This is a genomic window from Xanthomonas sp. NCPPB 2632 (assembly GCF_041228075.2).
Classification (GTDB): Bacteria; Pseudomonadota; Gammaproteobacteria; order Xanthomonadales; family Rhodanobacteraceae; genus Luteibacter.
This window is the reverse complement of sequence record NZ_CM192979.1, coordinates 4,356,415-4,368,360: the sequence shown is the minus strand read 5'-3', so window position 1 is coordinate 4,368,360 and position 11,946 is coordinate 4,356,415. Positions and strand designations below refer to the sequence as shown.

Below are 11,946 nucleotides of genomic sequence, written 5' to 3'. Positions count from 1 at the left end.
CCGCGCGATCAGGACGCCGCGTCGACATAAAACCAGCGCCCGTCTTCGCGTACGAAACGGCTCGTCTCCTGCATGCGCTCCGCACTGCCGCCGCCCATGCGCAGGCGCGCCACGAACGCGACGACAGCTGTGTCCGCCGACGGATTGTCATGGCGTTTCACTGACAGCCCCAGCCAGGTGGGTCGAGGCGACTGCGTGGACAGTCCGAGATGGGATGGCCGTGTGGATGCGTGCCACGTATCCAGCAGATACGCCTCCAGGCCGAGGACATAGGCGCTGTAGCGAGAGCGCATCAGCGCTTCGGCGGTCGGAGCGACCTCGCCGGCGTGCCAGCGGCCGCAGCAGGCGGCGTAGGAGGATCCGCTGCCGCAGGGACAGGGGCCGGACGCGCCGGCAGTGCCCGAGGAGTCCGTGGCAGCCATGGCGTCAGTCGACCTTGCCCGAGACGATCAGCGGGCCGAGGTCGTAGCCCATCGACACCGCGCGTGCCTTGAGTTCCTCGAACGTCTTCCGGTCCAGCGAGGGCTCGCGCGACAGTATCCAGAGATACTTGCGGCCCGGCTGGCCGATCATCGCCCAGCGGTAGTCGTCGTCCAGCGCAACCACCCAGTAATCGGCCCAGACCAGCGGCACCCACGACAACCATGCGGGGGCGAAACGCACCTGCAACTTGCCCAGCGCGAACGGTTCGGGTCGTCGTGCCACGCCATCGCTGGCGATGGTCTTGCCCTCGGCGGTTACGCAGGCGTTGTGCACGGCTACGGTGCCGTCGGGCTGGGGCGTGTAATGCGCGGTGACATCCTTCTCGCATTTGCGCTGGAACCACATGGGCAGGCGTGCGATCTCGTGCCAGGTGCCGGCGTACCGATCCAGGTCGAGGTGGGAAACGGCCGTGACCGGAGTGCTGGCGAGGGCGCCGGTGGTGGCCATGGAGAGGAGGAGGGCCGTGAGGGCGATGCGCATGGTGTGGATCCGCGGGAACGATCTCCTACCATGCGCACCGGGGCTTGAACCCCGTTTGAACTTGCGGGCCACACGGCACGTATGGCCGCTCACCGCGCCAGCCGGACCACCCTTACGCAGAGGGCGATGGCGTCGGCAGCGAGCCGCACCGTGCGTGGCCCGATGGCGCTGTCCCCCGGGACACACGCCACGCCGTCCACCTCGGCATGGCCCCGTGCCAGGTGCAGCAGGGTCACGTCCTGAACTTCGAGCGTCGCCGGGCCCCGTTCCACATCGACATGGCCCTGTGCATGACCCCGCCGGACCATCAGGTTGAAGTCGCGGGTGGCGCCACCGGCCAGCGCCACCTCGACACGCGACTCGCCCGCGAAGGCGAACGGTACGCAAGGCGTGGTCAACGCGTGCGCGCGCGCGTCGTCAAGGGTCATGGTGAAGCCGTCGCCGTCCAGCAGCACGATGGTGCGGTCGATGCCGGGAAACACCGAGAACGGCGAGGCCGTATCGACCTCCGCGATGCTGGCGCGCCAGAGGAAGTCGTCCATCGTCGCGCCGGCGGGTTCGACGCGGATCTCGCGCGTGACGCCCAGCCCGTTCTTCCACGGCACGGCACGCAACCCGGCAAAACCGATCACGCTCACGCGACGCGCTCGATATCGCGCGCGAACGGGGGCAGGGCCCGCAGCATGCCGGTGCCGTAGCGCTTGGTGACCACGCGGCGATCCAGCAGCACGATGCGGCCGGTGTCGGTTTCCGTGCGGATCAGCCTGCCGCAGTACTGAGTGAGGATGCGCGTGGCATCCGGCACGCTCACCTCGATGAACGGGTTGCGTCCGCGCGATTCCAGCCATTCCGCATAGGTGGCGCCGACCGGGTCGGTAGGCACCGCGAACGGCAGCTGCGTCACCACCACCGTCTCGCACAGCTTGCCGGGCAGGTCCAGGCCTTCGCCGAACGAGGCCAGGCCGAACAGCGTGCTGCCCTTGCCGGCCTCGATGTCTTCGCGATGCTCGGTGATCAGCTGTTGCTTGGACAGCGAACCCTGCGCGCGCACCTTGCGGACGAACTCGATCGGCAGCGTCTGCAGCACGCGGTCGAGCTTGGCCCGCGAGGTGAACAGCACGAGGTTGCCCGCGTCCCAGTCGAGGTTTTGCGCCAGCCAGGCGGAGATCTCGCGGGCGTGTCCTTCGCGATCGTCGGGCAGTGTCTTCATGCTGGGCACGCTCAGGATGGCCTGGCGTTCGAGGTCGAACGGCGAGGGCAGACTGAGCGTCACGGCGTCGTTGGGGAGGCCGACCGCATCGGCAAAACCGCGGAAATTACCGCCGGCGCTGAGCGTCGCGGACGTCATCACCACGGCGGATGCGTTGTCCCACAGCACATTGCGCAGCAGGCCGCCGGCCGATACGGCGGAGGCATGGCAGACCAACTGCTGCTCCGGCGTCATGCTGACCCAGCGCGCCAGTGGCGGACCGGTTTCGCTGTCGTCGGTGGACCAGGCGTACCAGGTCTTCACCTGGCGCTCGAGTCGCTCCAGGGCCACGCCCAGTTCGCGCGACAGGGCTTCCTGGGTTGGGCCGCCCGCTTCCATCTCGACCACCGTACGGCGCACCGTGCGCAACCAGCGCTGGATGTCGCGGGTGATGAGGTGCAGGTGCCCGGCGTGCATCTTCCAGTTTTCCGGAAGCTGGCCCAGCGATGCGCGGAACACCGGCTCGGTCTCGTTCGACGACGGTGTCCACGTCATGCGGATCTCGCGCTCGATCTCCTCCAGGGCGTTCGACATGGCGAGCATCTTCTCGTCGCCGGCCTCCAGCGTGAGGTTGCCGATGCTTTCCTTGTCGGTGAGCGAATAGGCCCCGTGGATCTGGTTCTGCAGGCGGCCGATGCGGCGCACGGCGGTGGCCAGGTGGACATCCGCCGCACCGCGGTCGATGGCCTTGGCGGGCACGTGGTGCGCCTCGTCGAAGATATAGAGGGTGTCTTCCGGCTTGGGCAGGATCACGCCGCCGAAGGTGTCCTCGTCGCGCGGCATGGTGAGGTCGGCGAGGACAAGGTCCTGGTTGGCCACGACGATGTCGGCCTCGCCGATGGCGCGGCGAGCGACGAAGAACGGGCAGACGGCGAAGGCGCCGCACTTGCGCCCCGTGCACCCGCCGGCGCTGGTGGTGATCATGCCGCGCACCAGATCGGACAGAGGCTCGGGGCTGGTGTCGATGTCGCCACTCCACTCGCGCGATTCGAACGCTGCGGCCAGTTTCTCGACCGCCTTGGTGTCGCGCTCCGCCGGGGGGCGTGACCACAGGGCCAGATCGGCGTCGAAATCGAAGCCGGTCTGCGCGGCCGGCTCGGCGCCGGCCATGCGCAGGTTGCGCGGGCACAGGTAACGACCACGGCCCTTGGCCAGGGCGATCTTCGCTTCCACGCCGCACAGGCTGAGGTATTGCGGGATGTCCCGTTGCACCAGCTGTTCCTGCAACGCCACGGTGGCGGTGGCGATCACCAGCTTCTTCTTCTGGGCGCGCGCCACTTCGAGGCCGGCGATGAGATAGGCCATGGACTTGCCGGTGCCCGTGGGCGCTTCGATCACGGCGGCGCCAGCGGGTTCGGCCAGTGCCTTGGCCACCTCGGCGATCATCTTCAGCTGGGCCGAGCGCCCCCGGAAACCCGCAAGGCCGTCCTTCAGCCGCGTGTAGGCGGCGCGGATCGCGGCTTTGGTGTCGTCGGTGAGCATCGATGGGTACAAGGAGAGGTGAGGCAACCGGACAAGGTTACCTCATCGACGTCTCACCCCATGACGCTCAGGCGTGACGGACGATACCGGCAGGCGGTGTGGGCAGGCCGGCCACCAGGCCGGCGACGACGAAGGTGTGTTCTTCCCAGGTGCCGTCCGCCTGCTGCACGTGGATTTCCACCGGCAGGCCCAGGCTGTCGGACATGGCGGGGGCGAGGTCTTCCGCGGCGGCGATGGCCAGCGCCTGGCTGGCGTAGCGCGCCAGCGGCGCGGAAGCTCGGCGGACGACCCAGGGACCCTGCGGGGCCGTGCAATAGGGAATGAAGAGCTGTGCGGAGCTGGAAGCCATGGGACCCTCACTGACGGTTGGGTGGACCAGACGATGGGCCGGTGTGACGGCCACGTATCCAACCTACGCCGGCAGGGCTAAAAATGCCGTTAACCTCGGCGGAAGCAGTGCGCCGCGTGGCTATCGATCAGGCCGGTGGCTTCCATCCAGGCGAACACGATCGTGGGGCCGACGAAAGTGAAGCCGCGCTGCTTCAGCGCCCTTGAGACCTGCGCGGAAAGCGGGCTGTTGGGTGGGACGGCGCCTTCCCAGACCAGGGGGGTGCCGCCCACGAAATCCCAGCAGAAGCGGGAAAAGTCCTCCCCCGCCTGCTGCATGGCCAGGTAGGCCCTGGCATTGCCGATCGCCGCGGCTATTTTCGCCCGCGAGCGGATGATCCCGGGATCGGCGAGCAACCGCTCGATGTCGGCCGGGCCGTAAGTCGCCACGATCTCCGGCACGAACCCTTCGAACGCCCGGCGAAAGCCGTCGCGGCGGGCCAGGATGGTGCGCCAGGACAGGCCGGCCTGGAAACCGTCCAGGACCAGTTTTTCCCAGAGGCGGCGCCCGTCATGCTCGGGCGTGCCCCATTCGCGATCGTGGTAATCGCGCAGCAGCTCATCGGCATCGCCCCAGGCACAGCGGCGAAGGCCCTCGCTCATCCGGCGATGCCCAGGTAATCCAGCTTGCCGATGGGTAGACCCTGGTGGCGGAGAATGTCGTACGCCGTGGTCACGTGGAAAAAGAAGTTGGGCAGGGCGAAGGTCAGCACGTAGCTCTGGCCGGTGAAGGTGTACTCGGTGTCGCGGAAGGTGCGGGCGATGGTGCGCGATGACCCCGCCTCGATGGCGTCGCGGTCGACCGACCCGATCCACGCGGCGGTGGCGTCCAGGCGCTTGCGCAGGTCGGCGACGCTGGCCTCGTTATCCTCGAAGGAGGGTGCCTGGGCCTCGCTCAGCCGGGCCACCGCGAACTTCGCGGTGTCGCTCGCGCGCTGGATCTGCCCGGTGAGTGTGAGCATATCCGGCGCGAGCCGGCCTTCCAGCAGCGCGGACGCATCGGTGGGATGTGCCTCCGCCTTGGCCAGCAGGTCGGAGAGCACGCGAAGGCCACGTGCGAAGACGGGCACCGTGGCGTCGTACAGGGAGATGGACATGGGCATTCCGGGGCGAAGTTATTGCGTCGATCTGGGGCCGCAGGACGTTTCCACAAGGTCTCGCGGCCCACGGCGCCAGGGGCTACCATCGGCCGTCTTACCCCTTCACATCGCGGGTTCCCATGGATGCTCCCACCGCCGCGCCCGACGCCATCGTCGCGATCCGCGGACTGACCAAAGAATACAAAAGCGGCCATCGCGCGCTCAACGGTGTCGACCTCGACATCCGGCGCGGCGAGATCTTCGCGTTGCTGGGCCCGAACGGCGCAGGCAAGACCACCCTGATCAGCATCGTGTGCGGCATCGTCAACGGCACCGGTGGCAGCGTGCTCGTCGATGGGCACGACATCCGCAAGGATTTCCGCGCCGCGCGCAGCCTGATCGGGCTGGTGCCGCAGGAGCTGTCCACGGATTCCTTCGAGACGGTATGGGCCACGGTCAAGTTCAGCCGTGGCCTGTTCGGCAAGGCACCCAACCCCGTGCACCTGGAGCGCATCCTGCGCGACCTGTCGCTGTGGGACAAACGCGATTCCAAGATCATGGCGCTGTCCGGCGGCATGAAGCGGCGCGTGCTCATCGCCAAGGCCCTGGCGCACGAGCCGCGCGTACTGTTCCTGGACGAGCCCACGGCGGGCGTGGATGTCGAGCTGCGCCACGACATGTGGCAGATGGTCCGCCGCCTGCGCGCGTCCGGCGTCACCATCATCCTCACCACGCATTACATCGAGGAAGCCCAGGAGATGGCCGACCGCATCGGCGTCATCAACCGCGGCGAGATCGTCATCGTCGAGGAGAAACAGACGCTGATGCGCAAGATGGGCAAGAAGCAGCTGACGCTCTCGTTGCAGACCCCGCTGGACGCGGTGCCGGATGGCCTGCGTGAGTGGCCGCTGGAACTCGGGGCCGACGGCACGTCGCTGATTTATACCTTCGACACGCAGGGCAACGACACCGGTATCGCGGTGCTGCTGCGCAAGCTGAGCGACCTGGGTATCGACTTCAAGGACCTGCATTCGAGCGAGAGTTCCCTCGAAGATATCTTCGTAAGCCTGGTAAGGGGTGGCGCATGAACTTCCACGCGATCCGCGCCATCTACCGCTTCGAGATGGCCCGTACCTTCCGCACGCTGATGCAGAGCATCGCCTCGCCGGTGCTGTCCACATCGCTGTATTTCGTGGTGTTCGGCGCCGCCATCGGCTCGCGCATGGGCGCCATCGGCGGCGTGAGCTACGGGGCGTTCATCATCCCCGGCCTGATCATGCTGTCGCTTCTCAACGAGAGCATCTCCAACGCGTCGTTCGGCATCTACATGCCCAAGTGGGCCGGCACCATCTACGAGCTGCTGTCGGCCCCGGTGTCGTACGTGGAGGTGGTGATCGGTTACGTCGGCGCGGCGGCGACCAAGTCGGTGATCCTGGGGCTGCTGATCCTGCTGACGGCACGGCTGTTCGTGCCCTACGAGATCCAGCACCCGGTGTGGATGGTGGCCTTCCTGTTGCTGACCGCCGTGACCTTCAGCCTGTTCGGTTTCATCATCGGGCTGTGGGCCGACGATTTCCAGAAGCTGCAGGTGGTGCCGTTGATGGTGATCACGCCGCTGACCTTCCTCGGTGGCAGCTTCTACTCCATCTCGATGCTGCCGCCCGCGTGGCAGACGATCACCATGTTCAATCCGGTGGTCTACCTGGTCAACGGCTTCCGCTGGAGCTTCTACGGCCAGGCCGACGTGAACGTGCTGGTGAGCGTGGGCGCTACGGTGGGCTTCCTGCTGGTCTGCCTCACGGCGGTGTGGTGGATCTTCCGTACCGGGTGGAAGCTCAAGTCGTAAGGTCGGGCCTGGCGGTTTTGCGCATCGAGGAACGCGTCGAAGGCACGATCCGGAAGGAGGATGACGATGCACCGACAGCGGCACCATGAACATCACCGGCTGGACCGGATCGGCTGGTTGCGCGCGGCGGTGCTCGGCGCCAACGACGGCATCCTCTCCACGGCCAGCCTGCTGGTGGGCGTGGCGTCGGCGGCCACGGGGGTCGGCAATGTGATGCTGGCGGGCATCGCCGCCCTGGTGGCCGGTGCCATGTCGATGGCGGCGGGCGAATACGTGTCGGTGCGCTCGCAAGCCGACAGCGAGCATGCGGAGCGCACGCTGGAATCGCGCGAACTGGCGGAAGACCCGGTTGGCGAACACCGTGAGCTCACCGAGATCTACGTGTTGCGCGGGCTCGATCGCACGCTGGCGCGCACCGTGGCGGACCAGCTGATGGCGCACGACGCATTGGGTGCGCACCTGCGCGACGAACTGGGCCTGTCGGAAGCCACCGCAGCGCGCCCCCTCCAGGCGGCGGCCGCGTCCGCGGCAAGCTTTGCCGTGGGCGCCGTGCTGCCTATCGCCGCCGCGGCGCTTGCGCCACGGTCGGCCATGACCGCCGCGGTCGTGGTCGTGTCCCTGTTCGCGTTGGCCGGGCTTGGTGCTACGTCGGCGCGACTGGCGGGTGCCGGCGTGCTCCGTGGCACCCTGCGCATCGTGTTCTGGGGCGCGGCGGCCATGGCGCTGACCGCGGCGGTGGGCAGCCTGTTCGGCGTCAGCCGATGACGCAGCGGTTACGGCCGCCGTTCTTGGCGGTGTAGAGCGCGAGGTCGGCGCGGTCGAACACCGTCTGCGGCGTGTCGCCGGCCTGGAACTGGGCCAGGCCGATGGAAGCGGTGACGCGCACCGGTTGCCGGCTGGCATGGAAGGCCAGGTGCTGGATCTTGCCGCGCAGGCGCTCGCACACCTGGAGTGCTTCGTTCTCGTCGGCGCCGTCGAACAGCACGATGAATTCCTCGCCACCGTAGCGGGCGACGAAATCGCACGGGCGCACGTGCTTCACCAGGGCCTGGCCGATGATGCGCAGCACGGCGTCGCCCGCGGTGTGGCCGTAGGTATCGTTGATGCTCTTGAAGTGGTCGATGTCGATCGCCGCGACGCAAAGCGGCCGGCCGGCCGTCTGCCAGGCGTTGAATGCCACCTCGATGCGTTTTTCGTAAGCCAGCCGGTTGGGCATCCCGATCATGGTGTCGGTCTGCGCCAGCTCGTGCTCGCGCTCGAGGGAGCGCTGCAGGGCGTTGCGTTCGGTTTCCAGTTGCTCGATGCGCTGGCGCATTTTTTCCGCGCGCTCCCGGTACGCGGTCAGCCGGCCGCCTTCGCGGTCGCGGAACTCGCGGAAACACTCGGCGATGGTCTCCAGGCTGTCGCCCACCCGCTCACGCAGCTCGTGGATATCTTCCAGTTCCAGTGCCGCTTCGCCGAGCAGGCGCATCTCGTGCGCTACCGAGGCATCCAGTGCCTGGCCGTTGGCCTCACCGGTGTTCTGGTCGGCCAGCTCGCGCGACATGTACTGGCTCATTTCGTCAAGACGGCCGGTGACATGGCGGAGCACCGCTTGCAGGGCTTCTATCTCGCGTTGCAGGCCGATGCGCTGCTCGTTGACCAGGTCGGCCAGGCGGTCGCCGCAGACGGCCAGGGCCACCAGGTCGCCGGCATCGGCCACGTCGTGGCGCAGGTCGCTGGCGCGATCGGCGAGCTTGGGCAGCACCACGATGCGATCGACCAGGCGGCTCAGCGCCGACTGCACGGACGAACCGTGTTCGCTGCGCGGTGCGCGGACCAGGGCGACCGAGCGTTCCTCGAGGGTGGCCTGGGGATGGTCGCCCAGGTGGTCCAGCGCCTCGCTCAGCCCGTGGACCAGCGGCTCGAGCAGCATCGCGTCCACCGGGCCGTGCAGGGCCGTGGCGACGCGTTCGATATGCGGGTCGACCTGATCGTTGGCCCCATGCGCGGCACGGCCAAGACAACCCACGAGCTGACGTAGCAGAGACTCGGCGGTCCGCCACTGGTTCTCCTCACGGGTCAGTCGGTCGACGGCCTCGTGGTATTTGCTTTCCCATAGCTGGTTGTCCAACGCACGCCCCAACCATCGTGTTATGCCGAATTCGTTCCATCATACGACGGGGGCTACGAATTAGCTCACGTTTCCGCCGTGGCGCGGCGGCGGGCCTGCTCCGGCTTGCCACGGCGTATCGGGCGGTGCAGCCGGGGCGCGACGACCGGGGTGGTCAGCATGGTGCTCACCACGGCCATCAGCAGCAAGGCGGTGAAGGTTTCGCTGGTGATGATGTGCCGGTCGAGCAGCACGTTGACGAAGATGATCATGATCAGCGCCTTGGTCTGCAGCAACCAGCCGACCGTCCACGCATCGCCCCGGGCCCAGCCCAGCAGCCGGCCGGCAATGCCTACCCCGGCCAGCTTGCCGGCGACCGAGGCCACCAGCAGCAACCCGGCGGCGACGAACACGGCGGTGCCGCCCATCTGCCAGTTCGTGCGCAGGCCGGTGGAGAGGAAGTAGATCGGCATGATGACCAGCAGCACGTTGTGTCGCAGGCCGTCGAGTTTTTCGAGGGTGAACCACTCGCGCTCCATGACCGCGCCGGCGAGGAAGGCCCCCACCATGAAATGCAGGCCGCAGGCGTCCGCGCCGTAGCCGCACGCGGCCAGCCAGACCAGGCCGATGATGTAGCGATCCGCTTCCGGCACCCGGGCCATCAGCCGACGCATGGCCAGCGCGGCGATCGCGAAGAGGCCCAGGAACGCGGCCTGGTGCCCGACCCGCTGCCAGTCCAGCAGGATGATGGCCAGCACCGCCCAGATGGCCAGGTCGTCGAGGCTGGCGTAGCGCAGCACGCGCTGCCCCAGCGGTTCGCGCAGGATGCCCATCTTCTCCATCAACAGGATGAGGATGGGCAGCGCCGTCACGGCGCAGGCCATGCCGATGCCCAGCACGAACTGCCACGGGGTGGCCGCCTCGCCCATCCAGCCGTCGCGCCAGGCCAGCATGCCCAGCGCCGCCAGGCAGCCGGTGATCAGGGGTACACCGAGCGCGAACGCGGCCGTGGTGCCGCATTCGCGGCGCTGCTTCCAGACCTCGCGCAGATCGAGCTCGATGCCGGCGATCCACACGAACACCATGACCGCCCACCAGGCGATGCCGTTGAGCGCGGCGATCACCGGCGGCGCGAACACCGTGGCGTAGTAATCCGGAAACATCCGGCCCAGCAAGCCGGGGCCCAGCAGGATGCCGGTGAGGATCTGCACCACCACCAGCGGTGCCCAGTAATCCGTGCGGAAGATGCGCCAGATCAGGTAGGGCACGCCCAGGATGATCGTCATGGCGATCAGGAACAATTCCGTGGTGGTCATCCGCTCTCCCCGAAGTGGGCCAGAGGGTAACCCACGGCGGGCGTGCCGTGTCGACGTGTTTCAGCGCGGCGGTTGCGACAGTTCCCGCGCGTCGAGGTAGCCGTCGCCGTTGCGGTCGAGCTTGTGGAACTGCCGGATCAGGTCGCGCTGGAAGGCGTCCAGCCGGACGGGACGCGCACCCGGACGCATCGGCCCGTCGTTGGCGTCGAGTACGCCATCGCCGTTGATGTCCATGCGCAGGAAACCCTGGCTCATGTAGCGAACGTATTCCGCCTCGTCGATGCGGCCATCGCCGTTGGCGTCCATGCGGCGCAAGTAGTCCGCGGGTGTCCGCGGCAGGTCCTGGGCCGAGGCCGCCAGGGCCAGGAACAGGCCGGCGGCGAAAACGTATGGACGTCGATTCATGACGGGCAGTCTGCGCGATCCGGCCGGGTTTGTCGCCCCGGGGCGGTGGGAGTAACGTCGTGGATCCCGTATCGCCGCCAAGGACTTCCCCATGATCCATGAGAGCATCCTCGATACCATCGGCCGCACGCCCATCGTCCGCCTGCATCGCGTCGGGCCGTCCCATGTATCGCTTTACGCGAAGGTCGAATCGTTCAACCCCGGTGGGTCGGTCAAGGACCGCCTCGCCATCGCCGTGATCCGCGACGCAGAGCAGAAAGGCCTGCTCAAGCCGGGCGACACCGTGGTCGAGGCCACCTCGGGCAACACCGGCGTCGCCCTGGCCATGGTCTGCGCGGCCAGGGGTTACCGCTTCGTCGCCACCATGGCCGACAGCTTCTCGGTCGAGCGACGCAAGCTGATGCGCGCCTACGGCGCCCGCGTCATCCTGACCCCCGCCGCCGAACGCGGTAGCGGCATGGTCCGGCGCGCCGAGGAACTGGCCGCGAAGCACGGCTGGTTCCTGCCACGGCAGTTCCGCAACCCGGCCAATCCCGCCTATCACCGCAGCACCACGGCGGCGGAGATCCTCCAGGACTTCGCCGGCCGCCGTCTCGACGCGTTCGTCACCGGGTGGGGCACGGGCGGCACGCTGACCGGCGTGGGCGAAATGCTCAAGCTCGCCCGCCCCGAGGTCAGCATCGTCACCACGGAGCCCGCCGCGGCGCCCCTGCTGGCCGACAAGCCCTGGTCACCCCACAAGATCCAGGGCTGGACCCCGGACTTCATCCCCGAGGTACTGAACCGTTCCGTCTTCGACCTCAATATCCCGGTGGACGACATCCAGGCACGCGACACGGCCCGTCGCCTCGCGCAGGAAGAAGGTCTTTTCGTCGGGATCTCGGCGGGTGCCACCGTGGCGGCGGCACTCACCCACGCCGAATCCGCCGAGGAGGGCAGCGTCATCCTGGCCATGTTGCCGGACACCGGCGAGCGCTACCTGTCGACGTTCCTGTTCGAAGGCGTGGAAGAGGGTTCCGACGACGCCTGGCTGGAAAGCCTGGCCTGATGTCACGGCCGGCGGCTCGCCGCCTCCACGGCGACACCGCGAAATCATCACGTCGCTGGCGTCATGGTGTGCCCCTCGA

Annotated in this window: 14 protein-coding genes; 4 read left to right on the top strand and 10 right to left on the bottom strand. The window is 67.8% G+C overall.

Translation table 11 applies throughout. The annotated features are described in order from the left end of the window. Positions 1-8 precede the first annotated feature (8 nt). From AB8808_RS18910 to AB8808_RS18880, 7 genes are all read right to left on the bottom strand, one after another. Entirely contained in the window at positions 9-422 is a 414-nt protein-coding gene (locus AB8808_RS18910) for a YchJ family protein (RefSeq protein ID WP_369931064.1), read from the bottom strand. A gap of 4 nt (positions 423-426) precedes the next feature. Next, positions 427-963, bottom strand: coding sequence for a lipocalin family protein (locus tag AB8808_RS18905; RefSeq protein WP_369931063.1), 537 nt, complete (start codon positions 961-963; stop codon positions 427-429). Positions 964-1,052: 89 nt separating this feature from the next. Further along, entirely contained in the window at positions 1,053-1,601 is a 549-nt protein-coding gene (locus tag AB8808_RS18900; RefSeq protein WP_369931061.1) for a HutD/Ves family protein, read from the bottom strand. Next, on the bottom strand, positions 1,598-3,694 hold the full coding sequence (gene dinG / locus AB8808_RS18895) for an ATP-dependent DNA helicase DinG (protein ID WP_369931060.1): 2,097 nt from the start codon (positions 3,692-3,694) through the stop codon (positions 1,598-1,600). The genes AB8808_RS18900 and dinG overlap by 4 nt, the downstream gene beginning before the upstream one ends. Positions 3,695-3,761: 67 nt before the next feature. Further along, positions 3,762-4,043, bottom strand: a complete 282-nt coding sequence (locus tag AB8808_RS18890) for a DUF2188 domain-containing protein (protein ID WP_036139400.1) — start codon at positions 4,041-4,043, stop codon at positions 3,762-3,764. An 89-nt stretch (positions 4,044-4,132) separates the two neighbouring features. Further along, entirely contained in the window at positions 4,133-4,684 is a 552-nt protein-coding gene (locus AB8808_RS18885) for a DNA-3-methyladenine glycosylase I (RefSeq protein ID WP_369931059.1), read from the bottom strand. Continuing rightward, positions 4,681-5,178 carry a DUF1993 domain-containing protein gene (locus AB8808_RS18880; RefSeq protein WP_369931058.1) on the bottom strand — a complete coding sequence of 166 codons (498 nt, stop codon included), beginning with the start codon at positions 5,176-5,178 and terminating at the stop codon, positions 4,681-4,683. The genes AB8808_RS18885 and AB8808_RS18880 overlap by 4 nt, the downstream gene beginning before the upstream one ends. Before the next feature lie 122 nt (positions 5,179-5,300). On the opposite strand from AB8808_RS18880, the gene AB8808_RS18875 reads away from it, so the two are divergent. The 3 genes from AB8808_RS18875 (at position 5,301) to AB8808_RS18865 (ending at position 7,771) form a co-directional block, all read left to right on the top strand. Beyond that, positions 5,301-6,248: an ABC transporter ATP-binding protein gene (locus tag AB8808_RS18875; RefSeq protein ID WP_369931057.1), complete on the top strand. Its 948-nt coding sequence runs from the start codon at positions 5,301-5,303 to the stop codon at positions 6,246-6,248. Next, a complete protein-coding gene (locus tag AB8808_RS18870; RefSeq protein WP_036139409.1) occupies positions 6,245-7,006 on the top strand; it encodes an ABC transporter permease in 762 nt (253 codons plus the stop codon). The genes AB8808_RS18875 and AB8808_RS18870 overlap by 4 nt, the downstream gene beginning before the upstream one ends. Positions 7,007-7,072: 66 nt before the next feature. Continuing rightward, entirely contained in the window at positions 7,073-7,771 is a 699-nt protein-coding gene (locus AB8808_RS18865; RefSeq protein WP_369931056.1) for a VIT1/CCC1 transporter family protein, read from the top strand. On the opposite strand, the gene AB8808_RS18860 is transcribed toward AB8808_RS18865, so the two are convergent. From AB8808_RS18860 to AB8808_RS18850, 3 genes are all read right to left on the bottom strand, one after another. Beyond that, entirely contained in the window at positions 7,761-9,119 is a 1,359-nt protein-coding gene (locus AB8808_RS18860; protein WP_369931055.1) for a GGDEF domain-containing protein, read from the bottom strand. The two genes, AB8808_RS18865 and AB8808_RS18860, sit on opposite strands and share 11 nt — an antisense overlap. A gap of 65 nt (positions 9,120-9,184) precedes the next feature. After that, complete coding sequence (locus tag AB8808_RS18855) at positions 9,185-10,414, bottom strand: cation:proton antiporter (RefSeq protein WP_369931054.1); 1,230 nt, start codon at positions 10,412-10,414, stop codon at positions 9,185-9,187. Between the two features lie 60 nt (positions 10,415-10,474). Continuing rightward, positions 10,475-10,819, bottom strand: coding sequence for an EF-hand domain-containing protein (locus tag AB8808_RS18850; protein WP_354516068.1), 345 nt, complete (start codon positions 10,817-10,819; stop codon positions 10,475-10,477). 91 nt (positions 10,820-10,910) lie between these two features. On the opposite strand from AB8808_RS18850, the gene cysK reads away from it, so the two are divergent. Beyond that, positions 10,911-11,867 (top strand): cysteine synthase A, encoded by a 957-nt coding sequence (gene cysK / locus AB8808_RS18845; RefSeq protein WP_369931053.1) that lies wholly within the window; start codon positions 10,911-10,913, stop codon positions 11,865-11,867. The last annotated feature ends 79 nt before the right edge of the window (positions 11,868-11,946 follow it).